Source organism: Streptomyces sp. NPDC047042 (assembly GCF_040644035.1).
GTDB lineage: Bacteria > Actinomycetota > Actinomycetes > Streptomycetales > Streptomycetaceae > Streptomyces.
The window spans coordinates 164,431-183,720 of record NZ_JBEYVP010000019.1; the positions used below are offsets into that span (position 1 = coordinate 164,431).

The following is a 19,290-nucleotide window of genomic DNA, read 5'->3' on the forward strand; positions in this document are numbered from 1 at the left end:
TTCGGAACGGACACCCTCCGCTCCCAACCCGGCCGTGTGCCCGAGTGGTTCAGGGATTCGCCTGCAAAGCGAATTACGCGGGTTCGATTCCCGCCACGGCCTCCATACCGTTCGGCCCGGCCGACCGCCTTGTGCGGTCGGCCGTGTCGGCGTTGCCGTCGCGGCGTCAGAGCACCCTGCCCGCCTCGCCGTCGAAGTCGATCGTCCGCGCCCGGCGCAGCAGCCACAGGGTGAAGGCGAGCGTCGAGAGGTCCGTGTTCAGCCGGCGCAGGGTGGCCCCGGGCTCGTTCCAGGTGAGGATCGTGCCCGTTCTGCCGTCCAGGACCAGGCTGTTGCCCCCGGTCAGGCGGCCCAGACGGATCAAGTCGGCCGCGCCTTCGGGGAGTTCGGTCGCCGTGTCCTCGTCCGCGCAGTACTCCGCGAGTGTCGGCAGCGGTATGTCGCTGTCCAGGTGGAAGTGGAGACCGTCCTCCGGGAGTCCCGTACCGGCCAGGAAGCGGCGCGTCGGCTCATGGGTGAGCGGTGCCGGGAAGTCGACGTCCTCGAAGCGGGCCACCTTGGCGTGGCCGAACTCCTGCTCCAGAAGCCGCGCGGGCAGGTCGAGGGCGAGGCCCGACTCCGCACCGGGGAGGGCGAACCTGGCCAGCGGGCGGATCAGGGCGGCCATCTTCCAGTACGGCAGGACATCACCGCTGGTGCCCTGCGCGAACACCGTCAGCAGACGCCTGGACGTCTCCGCCGCCGTGAGCGCGGTGAATCCGCCTGCGGACAGGGCGAGTTGGGCTCGCGCGACCGCCAGTTCCTCCGTCGCCGCCGCGAACCGCACCAGCGTCTCCAGCGGGGAGGGCGACCGGCGCCGGTCCGTATGGGCGGAGCCGGAGGGCGAGAAGGGCCTCGTAGCGGTCTCGCCCGTCGAGTTCGGGGAGTTCGGGGAGTTCGGGGAGTTCGGCGGGGTCTGCGGGGTCGGCCGGTTCACCACCGTCCGCACAGCACCGGTCCGCACGGCACCGGTCCGGACGGCCCCGGCGCGCACCGCCCCTGTCCGCGCGGCCCGGGTACGCAGTGCGCCGAACCGCAACTCACCCCTGGCGGACGGCAGTCCCACGCGCGTCGGCAGTTCGCCCCTGGTCGGCGTGATCGTCGTGCTCATGGTTTCCCCCGCGCATGGTTGTTCGCAGTGCCCCGGGCGAGACGCGAAAACGTCCGCGGCCCGGCAGGCCCTCCCACTGCCCAGAACATTACGCGCCACCACTGACAACGGCCCCTGACCTGCGACGGAGCCCCCGTCGACGGCTCTCGGCCAACGACTCTCAGCCGAAGTACACGCCACCCACGACGACCACGACCGCCGCCACCACGAACAGCAGCACCCACGCCAGCACCTTGCCGGGCGTCGGTCCGGGCTCGTACCGCGGCTGCTCCTCGGGAGCCGGACCGGGAGTCGTACCGGGAGCCGGAGTCGTCATGGTGTCGTCACCACCGCCGCCTGCGGGCGGATCGGGAGGCGGTTCACCGGGCGGCCCGTCGCCGCGCGTACCGCCGAGGCGATGGCAGCCGGGGACGTCACCACCGGCACCGCGCTCGCCGCCTTCGCGCCGAAGGGGGCGACCACGTCCCGTTCCTCGACCAGCTTGACGATCCGGATGTCCGGGGCGTCCAGGGCGGTCGGGAGGGCGTAGCCGGTGAGGTCGGGGTGGCGGATCAGCCCGCGCGCGGAGCGCAGGTTCTCCGTGAGCGCGATGCCCACGCCCTGGGTGACGCCCGCCTCGATCCTGGCCGCGAGCTGGGCCGGGTTGAGGACCCGGCCGACGTCCTGGGCGAGCGCCAGCTCCACCACGCGTACCGACCCCAGTTCGATGTCGACGTCCACCACCGCGCGGATCGCGCAGAACGCGAGGCCCACGAAGGCGTCGCCCTGGCCGGCCTCGTCGAGGGGTTCCGTGGGGTGGGGGCGGCACTGGGCGGTGGCCCACAGTTCCTTGCCGTCCATCGCCTCGGTCACCGTGGTCGACAGGACACCGTCGTACGAGGTGATCTTGCCGTCGGTGATCTGGAGCAGCTCCGTGGACATGCCGAACTTGTGTGCCAGGGGCTGGAGGAGCTGGGTGCGGACCATCTTCGCGGCCCGTTCCACCGCGCCGCCCGACACCCAGGTGTGGCGGCCCCTGGCGCCCGGGCCGGCCGGGGGCTGGTCGGTGTCGACGGGGGCCACGTGGACCTCCTCGATACCCAGGGTCTCCTGGACGATCTGGCGGGCCAGGGTGGTGAAGCCCTGTCCTGTCTCCACGGCCGCGCACAGGACTGTGGCGATGCCGTCGTGGACCTTGACGGTGGCCGTCGAGACCTCGTCCGCGCCCTCGGCGCCGAGCATGTGGACCATGCCGAGGCCGTAGCCGACGCCCCGGCGGACGGCGCCCGGTTCGCCTGCGCCCTCGGGGCCGCCCGGCAGCAGCCACTCGTCCTCGGGGGTGTCCTTGGGGAGCGGGGGGAGCGGGAAGTCCCGTACGGCCTGGAGGAGTTCGGCGACGGGGGCCGGGCAGGTGACGGACTGGCCGGTGGGGAGTACGTCGCCGGTGGCCATCACGTTGCGCAGCCGCAGCTCGGCCGGGTCGACGCCGAGTCTCTTCGCGAGCTTGTCCATCTGGGCCTCGTAGGCCGCGCAGACCTGCATCGCGCCCTCGCCGCGCACATGGCCGGAGGGGGGGTTGTTGGTGCGTACGGCCCAGCCCTCGATGAAGGCGTTGGGGACGACGTAGGGGCCGCAGGCGAAGGACACGGCCGCCGCGAGGGCCTCGGCGGAGGTGTCCGCGTACGCGCCCGCGTCGAGCAGGATCTGCGCCTCGACCTTCACCAGCTTGCCGTCGGCGTCCGCGTGGTGGCGGTAGCGCAGGAGGGTGGGGTGTCTGTGGACGTGGCCCAGGAAGGACTCTTCGCGGGTCGCCGTCAGTTTCACCGGGCAGCCGGTCTTGAGGGCCAGCAGGCCCAGAGGGAGCTGGAAGCCCTGGTCCTCGCGGTCGGCGGTGGCGCCGGGGACCCCGGTGACGACCACTTTCACCCGTTCCGGCTCCAGGCCGTAGCAGGCGGCGGCGGCGTCGCGGTCGGCGTGCGGGTCGGTGGAGGCGAGGTAGAGCTCCACGCCGCCGTCGGGGCGCGGTACGGCGAGGCCCGCCTCGGCGCCGATGGGCGCCGGGTCCTGGCGGCCGATCCGGTAGAGGCCCTCCACGACGATCTCGCCGGCCGCCTCGGGGTCGCCGTGGCGCAGCGGGATGTGCCGGATCAGGTTGCCGTCGGGGTGCAGCGGTTCGGCCTCGAAGGCCTGTTCGGGGTCGGTCACCGGGTCGAGTACTTCGTACTCGACGAAGATCGCCGCCGCCGCCATGCGCGCGGTGTCCGGGTGGTCGGCGGCGACCGCGGCGATGGGCTCCCCGTGGTGGCGTACGACCTCGGAGGCGAACATCGGGCGGTCGGCCCGGCCACGCCCGTGCAGTTCCACGCCGGGCACGTCCTCGTGCGTCACGACGGCCCGTACGCCGGGCATCTCGCGCGCGTGGGCGGTGTCGATGGAGACGATGCGCGCGTGCGGGTGCGGTGAGCGCAGTACGGCGGCCCACAGCAGGCCCTCGGCCCACAGATCGGCCGCATAGGGGAACGTGCCCTCCGTCTTCGCGCGCGCGTCGGCGGCGGGCAGCGACACGCCGAGGCCGTGCGGGAGTGCCTCCGCGTCGGGGGCTGCCTCCGCGGCCGTGGTCGCGGTGGCGGCTTCGTTGCTCACGTCTGGCCTCCGTCCTGGCCGTGAGTCTGGTCATACGCGTGCGAGTCGTGGTTCCGGGCGGGCTCGAAGCCGGGGGCGTCGAACGCGGACGGGTTGACGCCGCCGCCGCCCGGTCCGGCCTGGTGCGGGATGCGGGCCTCGCCGTCCTCGCCGTCGGCCTCGGCGGCCTGCGCCTCGCGTCCGGCGACGACCTCGCGGACCGCTTCCAGGACGCCCCGGTAGCCGGAGCAGCGGCACAGGTTGCCGCACAGGGCCTGGCGCGTCTCCAGTTCGGTCGGGGCGGGGTTGCCCTCAAGGAGGTCGTGCACGGTCATCGCCATCCCGGGGATGCAGAAACCGCACTGCACGGCACCGCACTTGGCGAGCGCCCGCTGGACGTCCGAGGGCTGTCCGCCGTCGGCGAGGCCCTCGACGGTGCGCACCTCGCTGCCCGCGGCGGTGACCGCGGGCACCAGGCAGGACGCGACGAGGCGTCCGTCGACCTGGACGTTGCAGGCCCCGCACTCGCCCTGGGAGCAGCCGTCCTTGGCGCCGGCGAGGCCGAGGCGCTCGCGCAGTACGTAGAGCAGCGACTCGCCGATCCAGGCGTCGGTGACGGGCCGGTCGGAGCCGTTGACGCGCAGCACGTAGGAGGCGAGGGGGTGTTCCTCGCCGGGCGGGCCGGGGGCGTCCTCGGCCGCTTCGGGCTCGGCGGCGGGCTGCTCGGCGGTCGCGGTGGCACCCGATGCCTCCGAGTCCGCGTCCGGCTCGCCCGTCGCGGGCTCCTCAGCGGCCTCCGGCGAGGCTCCCGGCCTGGCGGGCGGGTCGGGCTCCACGGCGGCCTCTGCGGGGCCGTCAGGGGCTTCGGCGGGGTCGTGGACGACCGCGGCGGGGCCTTGATCCTCGTCGGCGACCGGGTGACCGGCCTCGGCGGCGGTGCGACCTGAGGTGTCCGCCGGGTGACCGATCTCGTCAGCCGCGCGACCGGCGCCGCCCGTTTCGTGCGCGGTTTCGGGCGCGTACGTCGTTCCGGCGCCCGTCGTCCGATCGGAAGTCTCCGATTCCGGCCGCGACTCCGGCTGCTGCTCCGGCTCGGGCGCGGGCGCCCAGGACTGGCCCGCACCCTCCGTCGCCCAGGGCGCGGGCGCGCCGCCGGGGAGCGTGGCGGGCGGGGTGCCGCCCCACTGCTCGACCAGCGCCGAGGCACTGAACTCGCCGGATTCGTCCGGAAGGTCACCACCGGCGACAGGGATCCGCCACTCCCCGGTCACCTCGCGGCCGGGGACGCCGGGAGCGGCGCCCTCGGGCCCGCCGGTGCCCTGCTCGAAGGCCCACTGCCCCGTGGAGCTCTGGTCGTAGCCGAACCCGTCGTGCCGCGCGGCCTCCTGGGGCACGGCGTTCGGGTCCGGCCACTGGGCGCCGCCGGGGGGCGCGGGCGGAGCCCCCCACGCGCCCGGCGCACCCGGCGCACCGGTGGAGCCGTCCTCGGGTTGCGCGCCCGGCGCCGCCTCTATGCGCGGGGGCACGTACCCGTGGCCGGGCGCGGCCAGCGGGCTGTCCACGGAGGTCAGCAGCGCGTCGATGCCGCCTTCGGGGAGCTTCACGAACGCGGTGGCGCCGTCGTCGTAGTCGCCCTGGGGCAGCGGGTCCCAGCGGCCCGCGCCAGGGGGCACGCCGTCTTCGCGCCGCTCCGGCTGCCGGCCTGCGCGCGGGTCCTCGTACCGGTCGTCGCCGTACGGGTCGTCGGTCACGACAGTGCCCTCCCCAGTGCTCGCCGGGCCAGCGCGGCGACAGTGCGCCGCAGATGCATCACAGCGGGCGGAAGCGGTGGTACGGAGCCGTCCTCGGCCGGGGCCGGGTCGGGAATGCAGGCCGCGGCGACGTACTCGCCGAAGGCACCCAGTGCCTCCGGGACGATCGTGCGGTTGTTGTCCCAGTCGATGAGCCGGGCGACCCACTGCTCGGCGTCCAGGGGGCGCAGCGGCATCGGCGCTATGGCGCCGACGGCGCACCTGACTCCGCGCCGGGCAGGGTCGAGGACGAGCGCGACGGACGCGAGGGCGCGCCCGGGGCCGGTCCGGCCGGTCGCCTTCAGGAAGACCTGCGGGGCGTGCAGCAGGGGCACGCGCACGAAGCCGATGAGTTCACCGGCGCGCAGCATCTCCACTCCGGCCAGCAGGTGCGACACGGGGATCTCACGGCGGGCGCCGCCGGGGCCCGCGATGATGAGCGTCGCCTCCAGGGCGGCCAGCACCGGCAGCGCGTCCCCCGTGGGGGCGGCCGTCGCGATGTTGCCGCCCAGGGTGCCCGCGTTGCGGATCTGCGGCGGGCCGGCGGCACGCGCGCTGGCGGCCAGGGCCGGGATCAGGGCGGCGAAGTCGGGGCGGCCCATCCGCGCGTGGGTGAGGCCCGCGCCGAGCAGGGCGTGGCCGTCCTGGTACTGCCAGCCGCGGATCTCGCTGATCCGGCCGAGGCCGACGAGCGCGGCGGGCCTGAGCTGCCCCGAGTTGACGGTGGCCATGAGGTCGGTGCCGCCCGCCACGGGAACGGCGGTCGGCATGGCGGCGAGTGCCGCGACGGCCTCGTCCAGCGAGGCGGGCAGCGTCACGGCCTGCGCCGCCTGCGGTGCGTGCGTGGTCAAACCGGCTGCCCCTTCCCGCTGCCCCACCTGGTCCCACCTGTGTTGCCGTACGGTACGTGCTGACAGGGCGGACGTGGCAACTCTGGCACATTCTCGCGAGACCCGAACGCGGGGGTCCGCCAGGAGGCATTCGCCCCTCTCACCGGCGGCATGGTCCGTTTTCGTACGACATCTCCGATCAGCTCTGATTCGAACCGATCGGAGACCGTTGGGGGACTTTTGTTCGTGGGGACGCGTGAGGCGTCACGCGTTCGGGGGCGCCCCCTCGATCGGCCGCCCGAGACTGCCCTTCATGCCGTCCGGGGCCGGCCGCCGCTGCCACGGACGTGGCCCCGAGGGCGGCCGGTAACCGACCCCGAGGGCATCAAGTCGCCCGTAATGGGCGGTCATCCGGCGCTCGAAGTCGACGAAGTCCCGTTCGGCGGGCGCGGGCAGGTCGCTCCAGGCGACCTCGGCGAAGGCCGCCAGTCGCGGGAAGGCCTGGTAGTCCACGCGCCCGGCGTCCTCCATCACCTCGGTCCACAGATTGGCCTGGGTGCCGAGGACGTGCCGCGCCTCCTCGGGGCCCAACTCCGGGGGAATGGGCTCGAAACGGAAGACATCCTCAAGGGTGCGGACGTACCCGATGGGGAAGGGTTCATCGGTGCCGCCGTGCTGACGGTGGTCCAAGTAGACGTACTGCTCGGGGCACATGACGACGTCGTGTCCCGCGCGCGCGGCGGTGATGCCGCCCGCGTAACCGCGCCAGGAGGAGACCGCGGCGCCCGGTGCGAGACCGCCCTCCAGGATCTCGTCCCAGCCGATGAGCCGGCGCCCGCGCGCGGAGAGCCACTTGTCGAAGTGCGCGATGAACCAGGACTGCAGCCCGTCCTCGTCCCCGGCCCCGAGTTCCTCGATACGGGCCTGCGCGGTGGGTGACTCCCGCCACTGCTCCTTCGCGCACTCGTCACCGCCGACATGAACGAACTCACCCGGAAACAGGTCGAGGAGTTCCTCGAAGACGCCCTCGTAGAAGCGCAGGGTGTTGTCAGTGGGGGCGAGTACGTTGTGACTGACGCCCCAGTTGTCCCAGACGGAGAGGGAGGTCGTGTCGATGACATCTGTGTTGCCGAGTTCCGGATACGCGGCGATGGCGGCCTGCGAGTGCCCCGGTACGTCGATTTCGGGGACCACCCGGATATGCCGCTCGGCGGCGTAGGCGACGATCTCGCGGATGTCGTCCTGGGTGTAGAAGCCCCCGTGCGGTTTCTCCTCCCACAGCGGTGAGGCTCGGTGGCCGAATTTCGTCCGGGCCCGCCAGGAGCCGACCTCCGTCAGCCTCGGGTACCGCTTGATCTCGATGCGCCAGCCCTGGTCGTCCGTCAGGTGGAAGTGGAAGACGTTGAGTTTGTGCGCCGCCATGAGATCCAGGTAGCGCAGGACACCGTCCTTGGGCATGAAGTGCCGGGAGACGTCGAGCATGAGGCCGCGCCAGCCGAAGCGAGGCGAGTCCTCTACGGTGACGTGCGGCACGGCCCAGACCCGGTCGCGACCGAGCGGGGCCCGCCGGTACGCGTCGGGGCCGAGCAGCTGCCGCAGTGTCTGGGCACCCCAGAAGACACCGGCCGCGCTGCCGCCCTCGATGAGGACGCCGGACGAGTCGCTGACGAGGCGGTACTCCTCGGGGCCCAGCTCGGGGTCGAGTTGGAGGCCGATGCCGTCCTCGTCGGTGTCGTCGAGTTCCTGCCCCTCGTGCAGCGGCAGGCCAGTGGCCTGCCAGAGGGCTGTGCGCAGCCAGTTGCCGACGCGCTCCACTCCGGGGCCGGCGTAGAACCGGGAGTGCGCCGTCAGCCGTACCTCGCCGGAATCGGCGACGGCGCTGCGGGGCGCCGGAATCAGTTCAGTCATGTCGGTTCAGTCCTTAACCGCTCCACCGAGCCCCGACACGAGTCGGCGCTGCACGAGTACGAAGAACACCAGCACCGGAATCGTCATCACCGTGGAGGCGGCCATCACGCCTCCCCAGTCCGGGTCGTCGGGTTTGTAGAAGACCAGCAGGGCCATCGGCAGTGTCGACTGGGAGGTGTCGCTGATGATGAACGACTTGGCGAACAGGAAGTCGTTCCAGGCCGAGATGAAGGAGAACACGCTGGTGGCCACCAGCCCCGGGAAGACCAGCGGGAAAAGGATCTGCCACAGGAATCTCGAACGGCTGGCCCCGTCGATGTACGCGGCCTCCTCCAGCGCCTCGGGAACGGCCTTCACGAACCCCCGCAGCATCCAGATCGCGAAGGGCAGCGAGAAGGCGATGTGCGGCAGGATCAGGGAACCCAGGGTGTTCAGCTGCCCGAAGTCCCGCATGAGGAAGAACAGCGGGATCGTGAGCGCCTCCACGGGCACCATCTGGGCCACCAGGAACATGATCAGCAGTGTGGTCCGGAATCGGAACCGGAATCGTGTCACGGCGGTCGCCGCGAGAAAGGCGATCAGCGCCGAGACGACGACCACGGAGCAGGCGACCACCAGGCTGTTGAGAAAGTACCGGCCGAATTCCTGCTGCCCGAAGACCCGCCGGAAGGAGTCAAGGGAAGGGGCCGTCGTCCAGGGACGCGGCTCGGTCGACTCGATCTCACCGGCCGGTTTGAAGGCGCTGAGCACCATCCAGTAGAGGGGGAAGGCGACGACGGCCGCGATCAGCAGCGCCGACACCTCGGCGGCCAGCCGCCAGGGCCGCCGCACGAACCGCCGCCCTCGGACAACGTTGCCGTACGTCACAGCTCCTCCCCCTGTCTACGCAGCAGCCGCAGGTACCCGAGGGTCACGGCGAGCAGGATCAGCAGCATCACGATTCCGATCGCCGAGCCGAGGCTGTACTGGGAGGAGGCGAAGGCCTGCTGGTAGGCGTAGACGTTGAGGGTGAGGTTCTGGCCGGCGATGCCGCCTCCGTTCGTCATCACATAGATCTGGGTGAAGACCTTGAAGTCCCAGATGACCGACTGGATGGTGACGACCACCAGGATCGGGCGGAGCATCGGCGCCAGCACCGACCGCCAGATCCGCAGCTGGGAGGCCCCGTCCAGGGCCGCCGCCTCCAGTACCTCGGCGGGGACGGCACGGATACCCGCGTACACCGTGACCATCACGAACGGGAAGGAGCACCACACCACTTCGAGCAGAACGAGGAAGAAGGCGCTGAACCGGCCGTAAGTCCATGAGTGGTCGCCGAGGCCAAGGACCCGGTTGACCGGCCCGAAGTCGGGGTCGAAGAGGAACAGCCAGACCGTGGACCCGGTGACCGCCGGGGTCGCCCACGCCCCGAGCGCCGCCAGCATCAACGCCAGCCGGGGCAGGGCCCGCACCCGGGTCAGCAGCACGGCAAGAGCACACCCGACGGAAAGCGTGGACCCCACACAGGCAGCCGCGAAGACGACGGTCGCCAGCAACACCCGCCAGAACTCCGCATCGGAAAAGATCTCCCGATAGTTGCCAAGCCCTTCAAAGGTGACGGGCTCCCCACCACTGACCTGAGCCTGGGTGTAATGAAAAACCGAAATCAACCCAAGCTGATAGATGGGATAAAGCAGCAACCCCCCAAGAACAAGGAGAGCAGGGGCGAGATATATCCAGGGGGCAGCTATGTAGGGGCGCGGGGAACTGCGCGACAAGCCCCAACGCACCCGCACCCGCCGACGCTCCGCACCCCCCACCCCGGTAGCCCCCCTCACCCGGCGGAGCCAAACGCGTCGTCCATCTTCTGCGCCGCCTCCTCCGAGGCCGCCGCAACCCCCTTCTTGCCACTGACGATCGACTGGAACATCGTCGGCAGCACCAGCGAGGAGTCGATCTGGGACCACGCGGGCGAAGCCGGCACGAACTTCGTCCCCGCCTCGAGCGTCTTCACGAAGGGCGCGACATACGCCTGCTTCTTGGCGACGACCGCACGCGTGTCCGCGAACGTGGGCAAGAAGCCCATGGCAGCGAAGAGTTCGGTCTGCGTCCGCTTGGAGGCGAGCTGTTCCATCAGCTGGACGGCGAGCGTCCGGTGCGAAGTGCTGTTCAGCACACCGAGGTTGTTCCCGCCCGCGAACGCGGGTGCCACCGAGCCAGGCTCGACACCGGGCAGCGGTACGACGGCGTAGTCACCCTTGACCTTGCCGGCCTCGACGGCAGCGTGGTTGAAGTCGCCGCCGATCGCCATGCCGGCCTTGCCCGCGGCGAAGGCGGTGATGGTGTCGTTGCCGCCCATGCCCGCGCACTTGGCGGCGGGACAGTTGTCGTCGCCGAAGAGGGAGGTGTAGGCCTTGATGCCCTTCTGGGCGGCGGCGCTGTCGATGGCGGAGGCGTACGAACCGCCTCGGCCGGTGGCGAGTTCGCCGCCGTTGGCCCAGATGAACGGCATCGCGCCATAGGTGAAGGCGCCGCCGACCGCGATGCCGTAGAGGTCGGGCCTGGCCGCGCGGATCGCGTGCGCGGTCGAGGCCAACTCGGCCATGGTCTTCGGCACTTCGAGGCCGAGTTCCTTGAAGATGTCGGTGCGGTAGTAGAGGGCGCGGACGCCCACGAAGAAGGGGGCGCCGTAGACCTTGTTGTCGACGGTGACGGACTGGCGGGCCGTGGGGTCGGTGTCCTTCGCCTCGTCCCAGGCCGCGAACTCCTTGGTGATGTCGAGGAGTCCGCCGTCGTGGACGTATCCGGCGGTGTCCGTGTTGCCGTACTCGATGACGTCGGGGGCGCTCTTCGGGTCGTTGAAGGCGGCCTTGATGCGCTGGGCGCGGGTCTCGACGGGGATGTACTCGACCTTGACGTCGGCGCCCTTGTGGGCCTTCTCGAAGGCGTCGACGACCGAGGTGACGACCTTCTCCTTCGGGGCGTTGCCGACCTCCTGGAAGAGCCACACGCGCAGCGTGCCGGTCTGCTCGTCCTTGCCGGAGGAGGAGTTGTCCGAAGTTTCGGGGGCACAAGCGGTGGCAGTGAGCCCGGCTAGGGTCAGGGCGGCCACGGAGGCGACCAGTCGGGCAGCTGGGACAGAGAGCTTCATCTGGCGTTTCCTCCGGTGAAAGCGTTGCAACATACGCAATGGATGTTTCGCTCTGCACAACATCACGGAGGCTAGGGACTGCGGGGACACGGCGACAAGAGGTCTTGACCACCTCTCCACCACTCTGTGACCGGCCGCCGCATCCCGTGCAACGACAGACAGCACAAAGGTCCCCAGGGCGCGCAAAACGCACCTGGGGACCTCTGGGGAGCTCCGGAAACCTCTGGGGACCGCTACCGATACCGGACGACCGGCCGGGGCGGCCTACTTCTTGCCGTCGCCCTTGCCCTCGTCGCCGCCGGAGCCCATGGACTCGTAGATCTCCTTGCACATGGGACAGACGGGGTACTTCTTCGGGTCGCGGCCCGGCACCCAGACCTTGCCGCAGAGCGCGACGACGGGAGTCCCGTCGAGGGCGCTCGCCATGATCTTGTCCTTCTGGACGTAGTGGGCGAAGCGCTCGTGGTCGCCGTCGCCGTGCGAGGTCTGCGGCGCCGGTTCGACGAGGGTCCCCGTACCAGTCCCGCGCTGGGGCTGGGTCTCAGGCTCAAGAGTGCTCATAACGGCAAGGGTACTGAAGGTCACAGCGGTCAGTTCAGCGAAGGGTCGTCCGCGTACGTCGCGACCATCGCCAGCTCGCTGCGCTGGCGCCGGAGAACCTCGCGCCACAGGCGCTCCGGGGACGGCGAGGAGACGTCTCCCGGCTCCGACTCGACGACGTACCAGGCGCCGTCCGTCAGCTCGTCCTCCAGTTGCCCCGGGCCCCACCCCGCGTACCCGGCGAAGATGCGCAGCGACCCGAGCGCCTTGGCCAGCAGCTCCGGCGGCGCCTCCAGGTCGACGACGCCGATCGCGCCGTGCACGCGCCGCCAGCCGAGTGGTGCGCGCTCACCGGACCCCGTACCGCCGCCGGGGATGACCGCGACGCCGAGCGCCGAGTCGAGGGCGACCGGGCCGCCCTGGAAGACGACCCCCGGGTCGCCGGCGAGTTCGGCCCAGCCCTCCAGGATGTCCCCGACGTCCACCGGGGTCGGCCGGTTGAGGACGACACCGAGGGAGCCCTTCTCGTCGTGGTCGAGAAGAAGCACCACCGCGCGGTCGAAGTTGGGGTCCGCCAGGGCGGGCGTGGCCACGAGCAGCCGCCCTGTGAGCGAGGACACCTCGGTCATGCCAGACATGATCCCGCATCTTCCCCCTGTGCGGGGAGCCAATCGGAGTACCGGGGTGAAGGCAGGTCAGGGCGTACCGGAGCGGGACGGGCGCGCGAGCGCGCCGGTGACCGCATGTGCCCGGCGGCGAACGGTTCGTGTTGTGGCAAAGCTATGACACGGCTGGGCCGTGCCTGGGCTTACAGAAGGGGGGTGTTCGGCGATTACCCTTGCTCTTCGGCTCCTGCGCGTGCCTTGACGACCGCGGCCTGTTCGACCGCGTCCTGCACGACGGGCCCGCCAACACCCGCCCACTCATCGGAACGCGAGATACATGACGGTCAACGGCACAGACGACGTACTGATTGTCCACGGCGGCACCCCGCTGGAGGGCGAGATCCGTGTCCGCGGTGCGAAGAACCTCGTACCGAAGGCCATGGTCGCGGCCCTGCTGGGCAGTGCGCCAAGTCGACTGCGCAATGTCCCCGACATCCGTGACGTCCGTGTTGTGCGCGGGCTGCTCCAGCTGCACGGGGTGACGGTCCGTCCGGGCGAGGAGCCCGGCGAGCTGATCATGGACCCGTCGCACGTGGAGAGCGCCAACGTCGCCGACATCGACGCGCACGCGGGTTCGAGCCGTATCCCGATCCTCCTCTGCGGGCCGCTGCTGCACCGCCTCGGGCACGCGTTCATCCCGGGTCTCGGCGGCTGCGACATCGGCGGCCGGCCCATCGACTTCCACTTCGAGGTGCTGCGGCAGTTCGGCGCGACGATCGAGAAGCGCGCCGACGGGCAGTACCTGGAGGCTCCGCAGCGGCTGCGCGGCACGAAGATCAAGCTGCCCTACCCGTCCGTGGGCGCGACCGAGCAGGTCCTGTTGACGGCGGTGCTGGCGGAGGGCGTCACGGAGCTGTCCAACGCGGCCGTGGAGCCCGAGATCGAGGACCTCATCTGCGTACTGCAGAAGATGGGCGCGATCATCGCCATGGACACCGACCGCACCATCCGTGTCACCGGTGTCGACTCGCTCGGCGGTTACACCCACGCGGCCCTCCCGGACCGCCTGGAGGCCGCGTCATGGGCGTCGGCGGCGCTGGCGACCGAGGGCAACATCTATGTCCGCGGCGCCCAGCAGCGGTCGATGATGACGTTCCTGAACACCTACCGGAAGGTGGGCGGTGCCTTCGAGATCGACGACGAGGGCATCCGCTTCTGGCACCCCGGCGGCCAGCTGAAGTCGATCGCGCTGGAGACGGACGTGCACCCGGGCTTCCAGACGGACTGGCAGCAGCCCCTGGTGGTCGCCCTGACCCAGGCCACCGGCCTGTCCATCGTCCACGAGACGGTGTACGAGTCCCGCCTCGGCTTCACCTCCGCGCTCAACCAGATGGGCGCGCACATCCAGCTCTACCGCGAGTGCCTCGGCGGCTCCCACTGCCGCTTCGGGCAGCGCAACTTCCTCCACTCGGCGGTCGTGTCGGGCCCCACACGCCTCCAGGGCGCCGACCTGGTCATCCCGGACCTCCGGGGCGGCTTCTCGTACCTCATCGCTGCCCTGGCCGCCCAGGGCACGTCCAGGGTCCACGGCATCGACCTGATCAACCGCGGCTACGAAAACTTCATGGAGAAGCTCGTCGAGCTTGGCGCGAAGGTCGAACTCCCGGGCAAGGCGCTCGGATAACCGCTCCGCCTCACCGCTGACAAGGCAGTCGTACGAACGCCGATGGGGCGGTCACCCGAATCCGGGTGACCGCCCCATCGGCGTCAGCCGCAGCGCCCTGAAGGGGCGCGGGGAACTGCGCGACCAGCCACAGCGGCCCCGCAGTCGCCCACGGCGCAAAGCCGCAACGGCGAATAGGCGCCCCTACTTACCCTTGGCCGCTTCCTTGAGCTTGGAGCCCGCGGAGACCTTGACGCTGAACCCGGCGGGGATGTCGATCGGGTCGCCGGTCTGCGGGTTCCGCGCGGTGCGAGCGGCACGGTGGGTGCGCTCGAAGGTCAGGAAGCCGGGGATGGTGACCTTCTCGTCGCCCTTGGCGACGATCTCACCGACGGTCTCGGCGAACGCGGCCAGAACGGCGTCGGCGTCCTTGCGGGTGACCTCGGCGCGGTCGGCCAGGGCGGCCACCAGCTCACTGCGGTTCATGTTGTTACTCCCGTGTTCTTCTTGCTGTTGAGGCGTGCCCCACGGCGGAGCCGCATGGGGGGCACAGCGAAGCCGATGCTGCCAGGGTCCTCGGTGGGTCCCCGGACCCGGGTCCGCCGTCGGACCCTCACGCCCGAAGACGCATCCTGCCCCCACCTGCGGCGGGAAAGCCAATCCGGCACCCCTGGGGAGTCAGACGAACACCCTTGGAAGTCACCCGGAAAGCGTCACCGGCCGGGGCCGACAGGCTGAACCTGGCCGCCACCCTAGAGGCGCCCGGGGGCGCGGCGCCCCCGACGCGCCGGTACGGGGGCCCGTGGCAACCGTCACACGCGGGGTGTGCCCGGCCGGTGCGGACGCCTATTCGGCGGCGCCCGCCGCCTTCGCCGCTTCCCGCACCGCACCCGCCACCGCGCCGGCGACCTTGTCGTTGAAGACGCTCGGCACGATGTAGTTCGGGTTGAGCTCGTCCTCGGTGACGACGTTCGCGAGTGCGGTGGCCGCCGCGAGCATCATCTCGGTGTTGACCGTGCGGGACTGCGCGTCCAGCAGGCCGCGGAAGACACCCGGGAAGACCAGCACGTTGTTGATCTGGTTCGGGAAGTCCGAGCGGCCGGTGGCCACGACCGCGGCCGTCTGGCGGGCGATCGTCGGGTCGACCTCGGGGTCGGGATTCGCGAGCGCGAAGACGATCGCGCCGTCCGCCATCGCGGCCACGTCGTCGCCGTCGAGGACGTCCGGGGCGGAGACGCCGATGAAGACGTCGGCGCCGCGCACGGCCTCCTTGAGGGTGCCGGTGAGGCCCTCGAGGTTGGTGTTGTCGGCGATCCAGCGCAGCGGGGAGTCGGGGGCCGCGTTCACCAGGTCCGCGCGGTCCGCGTGGACGACGCCCTGGATGTCGGCGACGACGGCGGTCTTGACGCCGGCGGCGATGAGCAGCTTGAGGATGGCCGTACCGGCCGCGCCGGCGCCCGACATGACGACGCGGATCTCACCGATCGACTTGCCCGTGACACGCAGGGCGTTGGTGAGGGCGGCGAGGACGACGATCGCGGTGCCGTGCTGGTCGTCGTGGAAGACGGGGATGTCGAGGGCCTCGCGCAGACGGGCCTCGATCTCGAAGCAGCGCGGGGCCGAGATGTCCTCGAGGTTGATGCCGGCGAAGCCGGGGGCGATCGCCTTGACGATGGCGACGATCTCGTCGGTGTCCTGGGTGTCCAGGCACAGCGGCCAGGCGTCGATGTCGGCGAAGCGCTTGAAGAGGGCCGCCTTGCCCTCCATGACCGGCATGGCGGCCATCGGGCCGATGTTGCCGAGGCCCAGGACGGCCGAGCCGTCCGTCACGACCGCGACGGTGTTGCGCTTGATGGTGAGGCGGCGGGCGTCCTCGGGGTTCTCGGCGATCGCCATGCACACGCGGGCCACGCCCGGGGTGTAGATCATGGAGAGGTCGTCACGGTTGCGGATGGGGTGCTTGGACGCCATCTCGATCTTGCCGCCGAGGTGCATGAGGAACGTACGGTCCGAGACCTTGCCGAGGCTGACGCCCTCGATGCCGCGGAGCTTCTGCACGATCTCGTCGGCGTGCGCGGTCGAGGTCGCCGCGATCGTGACGTCGATCCGGAGCAGTTCGTGGCCGGAAGCGGTGACGTCGAGGCCGGTCACCGAGCCTCCGGAGGACTCCACGGCGGTGGTGATCTGGGAGACCGCGGTTCCGCTCGCGGGCACCTCCAACCGGACCGTGATCGAGTAGGAGACGCTGGGCGCCGTTGCCATGGCCGACTTCCTTCTGGATTTCACCCTGATGCTTGGTTTGCCGTCCGATCGTCGCACCTACCGTTGAGTAGCTGGTAGCGGGGGCTCGATTGAGAACGTTTTGTTCACAACAGGGGCAACACAGAGAGGTCCACGCCACCAGGTGGCGTGGACCTCTCGACGTTCAGTGGCACCGACCCGCCATGCTCGCCTCGCGGCAAGTGGTCGCTCGTAGCGACGAAGGTTGGGCCCGGGGGCTTGGATCGAGCCGGTGCCACGTCAACGGTAACAAACGATCCCCGTAAGGCAATTCCCATCGGCCACTGTCTTTTCCTCAGTCCCGGAGAAGGTCGGGCACCCCTCGTGCGTCGGGCTCGTCGCGGTCCGCCGAGACGACCGTGAGCTGCTGGGTGGCGCGGGTCAGGGCGACGTACAGGACCCGCAGGCCGGCGGGGCTCTCGTCGGCGATCTCCGCCGGGGAGACGACCACGGTGGCGTCGTACTCCAGGCCCTTGGCCTCCAGGCTGCCCAGGGCCACCACGCGGTCGCCCAGGCCAGCCAGCCAGCGGGCCGCCTCCTCGCGGCGGTTCATCGCCACGACGACGCCGACCGTGCCGTCCACGAGGTCGAGGAGGCGGGCGGCCTCCTCGCGGACCGACTGGGCCAGGGAGCCCCGTACGGCGACGAATCGGGGCTCCACGCCGGTCGAGCGGACCGCCCTCGGGGACTCCGAGCCCGGCATCGCGAGGGCCAGGACCTTGGCGGCCAGTTCGGCGATCTCGGCCGGGTTGCGGTAGTTGACGGTGAGGGTGAAGCGGCGGCGCGGGCGGGTGCCCAGGGCCTCGTCGCGGGCCTCGGCGGCCTCGTCGGGGTCGGACCAGGAGGACTGGGCCGGGTCGCCGACGACCGTCCAGGTGGCGTGCCGGCCGCGGCGGCCGACCATGCGCCACTGCATCGGCGTGAGGTCCTGCGCCTCGTCGACGATGACGTGGGCGTACTCGGTGCGCTCCTGGGCGAGCCGCTCGGCCCGTTCGCGCTGCGACTCCTCCCGTACCGGCATCAGCTCCTCCAGGCCGCTGAGCTGGTCCAGGGGGTCCAGGTCGCGCCGCTTGCGGGGGCGGGCCGGGGTGCCGAGGATCGCGTTCAGCTCGTCCAGCATGGCCACGTCGTGGACCGAGAGGCCGTCGCGCTTGAGGGCGCGGGCGACCCGGCGGACCTCGCCGGGGTTGAGGATGCGGCGGGCCCAGCGGCCCAGGCGACGCTCGTCGGACATGGCGGCGAGGACCGACGCGGGGGTCAGTTCCGGCCACCAGGCGTCGAGGAACGCGATGAAGTCGTCCTCGGTGGTGACGTCCTCGTCGAAGGAGGAGCGCAGCTCGGCGGCGAGTTCCGGGTCCGTGTGGCGGCCCTGGGCGCCCGAGCGGGCCCACAGGGCGTCCAGGAGGAGCCGGCGGGCGCGCGGGCGCAGCAGGTTGACCGGGGCCGTGCCGCTGAGCGCCGACTCACGGATGCGGGCCAGCTCGGGCGCCTCGAGTTCGATCCGGCGGCCGAAGGCGACGACCCTCAGCCGGCTGGTCACCGTCGGCGAGTCGTACTGCTCCAGGGCGCCTCGCGCGGCCTTCCGCAGCACCTTGAGCATGCGGTACGAGCCCTTGGCGCGGGCCACGGCCGGGGCGTCGTACAGGGTGGCCTCGGCGCCGTCGACGAGGGAGCCGATCGCGCGGATGGCGACCTGGCCCTCCTCACCGAGGGACGGCAGGACGCCCTCGGTGTAGGCGACCAGCAGCGGGGTCGGGGAGACGATCAGGATGCCGCCCGCGTACCGGCGCCGGTCCTGATAGAGGAGGTAGGCGGCGCGGTGCAGCGCGACAGCCGTCTTTCCTGTCCCCGGGCCGCCCTCGACGTACGTCACGGAGGCGGCGGGGGCGCGGATGACCAGGTCCTGTTCGGCCTGGATGGACGACACGATGTCCCGCATGGTGTGGCTGCGGGCCTGGCCGAGGGCCGCCATCAGGGCGCCGTCGCCGATCACGGCGAGCTCGCGCCCGTCGAGGGACGCCGTCAGCTCGGGGCGCATCAGGTCGTCCTCGACGCCGAGGACCCGCCGGCCCTTGGAGCGGATGACGCGCCGCCGGACCACCCGGCCGGGGTCGACCGGGGTCGAGCGGTAGAAGGGCGCGGCGGCCGGGGCGCGCCAGTCGATGACGAGGGGCGCGTAGTCCGCGTCGAGGACGCCGATACGGCCGATGTGGAGGGTCTCCGCGATCTCGGCTGTGCCGTCCGGGCGTACGGCGCCCTCCGCGGCCTCCACGGCCGTGTAGGCGCCGTCGGGGCCCTTCTTGCCGTCCTTGCCCCGCAGCAGGTCGATACGGCCGAAGAGGAAGTCCTCGAACTCGTTGTTCAGCCTGTTGAGGTGGATGCCGGCCCGGAACACCTGGGCGTCCCGTTCGGCGAGCGCGCCGGGGGTGCCGACCTGGCCGCGCTTGGCCGCGTCCTGCATGAGGAACTCGGCCTCGTCGATCTTCTCCTCGAGACGCCGGTACACCCGGTCCAGGTGTTCCTGTTCGACGCTGATCTCGCGGTCGCGGACGGAGTCCTGAACTGAGGAGTCCTCGACCGGAACGAGCGCCGTTTCCTGCTGAGCCTGAGCGGCCACCGGGCCCCCTTCTGACGTGCTGGGCAGCCGTCAACCGTACGCGAAAAGGAGGCCGTGATGCTACGAGTCCGCCCCGGGACACCGTACGAGTCTTCGTACAAGGCGTCCCGGGGCGGTCACGGAGCGGCGGAGGAACGATTCTGGAGCGGTCGCAGAGCTGTCGCAGAGCGGTCGCA

General features: G+C 71.2%; 15 protein-coding genes and 1 tRNA gene. 2 read left to right on the top strand and 14 right to left on the bottom strand.

Annotated features, from left to right (window positions below; translation table 11 throughout):
* The first annotated feature begins 30 nt into the window (after positions 1-30).
* A tRNA-Cys gene (locus ABZ855_RS23450) sits at positions 31-105 on the top strand.
* A gap of 61 nt (positions 106-166) precedes the next feature.
* Here the strand turns inward: ABZ855_RS23450 and ABZ855_RS23455 are convergent.
* The 11 genes from ABZ855_RS23455 to ABZ855_RS23505 all read right to left on the bottom strand — a co-directional run bounded on the left by ABZ855_RS23455 (position 167) and on the right by ABZ855_RS23505 (position 12,578).
* Entirely contained in the window at positions 167-1,150 is a 984-nt protein-coding gene (locus ABZ855_RS23455) for an SUKH-4 family immunity protein (protein ID WP_360809739.1), read from the bottom strand.
* A 160-nt stretch (positions 1,151-1,310) separates the two neighbouring features.
* On the bottom strand, positions 1,311-1,466 hold the full coding sequence (locus tag ABZ855_RS23460; protein ID WP_360809741.1) for a hypothetical protein: 156 nt from the start codon (positions 1,464-1,466) through the stop codon (positions 1,311-1,313).
* A complete protein-coding gene (locus ABZ855_RS23465; RefSeq protein ID WP_360809743.1) occupies positions 1,463-3,772 on the bottom strand; it encodes a molybdopterin cofactor-binding domain-containing protein in 2,310 nt (769 codons plus the stop codon). Before ABZ855_RS23465 ends, ABZ855_RS23460 begins: the two co-directional genes overlap by 4 nt.
* Complete coding sequence (locus tag ABZ855_RS23470) at positions 3,769-5,424, bottom strand: 2Fe-2S iron-sulfur cluster-binding protein (protein ID WP_360809824.1); 1,656 nt, start codon at positions 5,422-5,424, stop codon at positions 3,769-3,771. Before ABZ855_RS23470 ends, ABZ855_RS23465 begins: the two co-directional genes overlap by 4 nt.
* A gap of 74 nt (positions 5,425-5,498) precedes the next feature.
* On the bottom strand, positions 5,499-6,392 hold the full coding sequence (locus ABZ855_RS23475; protein ID WP_319206758.1) for an FAD binding domain-containing protein: 894 nt from the start codon (positions 6,390-6,392) through the stop codon (positions 5,499-5,501).
* 243 nt (positions 6,393-6,635) lie between these two features.
* Positions 6,636-8,279 carry a beta-N-acetylhexosaminidase gene (locus tag ABZ855_RS23480; protein WP_360809745.1) on the bottom strand — a complete coding sequence of 548 codons (1,644 nt, stop codon included), beginning with the start codon at positions 8,277-8,279 and terminating at the stop codon, positions 6,636-6,638.
* A gap of 6 nt (positions 8,280-8,285) precedes the next feature.
* Positions 8,286-9,146 (bottom strand): carbohydrate ABC transporter permease, encoded by an 861-nt coding sequence (locus ABZ855_RS23485; protein WP_360809747.1) that lies wholly within the window; start codon positions 9,144-9,146, stop codon positions 8,286-8,288.
* Positions 9,143-10,054 (bottom strand): sugar ABC transporter permease, encoded by a 912-nt coding sequence (locus ABZ855_RS23490; protein ID WP_360809749.1) that lies wholly within the window; start codon positions 10,052-10,054, stop codon positions 9,143-9,145. Before ABZ855_RS23490 ends, ABZ855_RS23485 begins: the two co-directional genes overlap by 4 nt.
* A 38-nt stretch (positions 10,055-10,092) precedes the next feature.
* The gene (locus tag ABZ855_RS23495) at positions 10,093-11,409 is read right to left on the bottom strand and encodes an extracellular solute-binding protein (RefSeq protein ID WP_360809751.1); all 1,317 of its coding nucleotides are present in this window, start codon (positions 11,407-11,409) and stop codon (positions 10,093-10,095) included.
* 264 nt (positions 11,410-11,673) lie between these two features.
* Complete coding sequence (locus ABZ855_RS23500; protein ID WP_053741615.1) at positions 11,674-11,970, bottom strand: DUF3039 domain-containing protein; 297 nt, start codon at positions 11,968-11,970, stop codon at positions 11,674-11,676.
* A 29-nt stretch (positions 11,971-11,999) separates the two neighbouring features.
* Entirely contained in the window at positions 12,000-12,578 is a 579-nt protein-coding gene (locus ABZ855_RS23505) for a YqgE/AlgH family protein (protein WP_319206750.1), read from the bottom strand.
* A 313-nt stretch (positions 12,579-12,891) separates the two neighbouring features.
* On the opposite strand from ABZ855_RS23505, the gene murA reads away from it, so the two are divergent.
* Entirely contained in the window at positions 12,892-14,238 is a 1,347-nt protein-coding gene (gene murA / locus ABZ855_RS23510) for a UDP-N-acetylglucosamine 1-carboxyvinyltransferase (RefSeq protein WP_055534747.1), read from the top strand.
* 183 nt (positions 14,239-14,421) lie between these two features.
* Here the strand turns inward: murA and ABZ855_RS23515 are convergent, their stop codons facing one another.
* The 3 genes from ABZ855_RS23515 to ABZ855_RS23525 all read right to left on the bottom strand — a co-directional run bounded on the left by ABZ855_RS23515 (position 14,422) and on the right by ABZ855_RS23525 (position 19,114).
* Complete coding sequence (locus tag ABZ855_RS23515) at positions 14,422-14,703, bottom strand: HU family DNA-binding protein (protein ID WP_053741618.1); 282 nt, start codon at positions 14,701-14,703, stop codon at positions 14,422-14,424.
* A 360-nt stretch (positions 14,704-15,063) separates the two neighbouring features.
* On the bottom strand, positions 15,064-16,479 hold the full coding sequence (locus ABZ855_RS23520; RefSeq protein ID WP_360809755.1) for an NAD-dependent malic enzyme: 1,416 nt from the start codon (positions 16,477-16,479) through the stop codon (positions 15,064-15,066).
* Positions 16,480-16,792: 313 nt separating this feature from the next.
* Entirely contained in the window at positions 16,793-19,114 is a 2,322-nt protein-coding gene (locus ABZ855_RS23525) for a UvrD-helicase domain-containing protein (RefSeq protein WP_360809757.1), read from the bottom strand.
* Positions 19,115-19,290 lie beyond the last annotated feature (176 nt).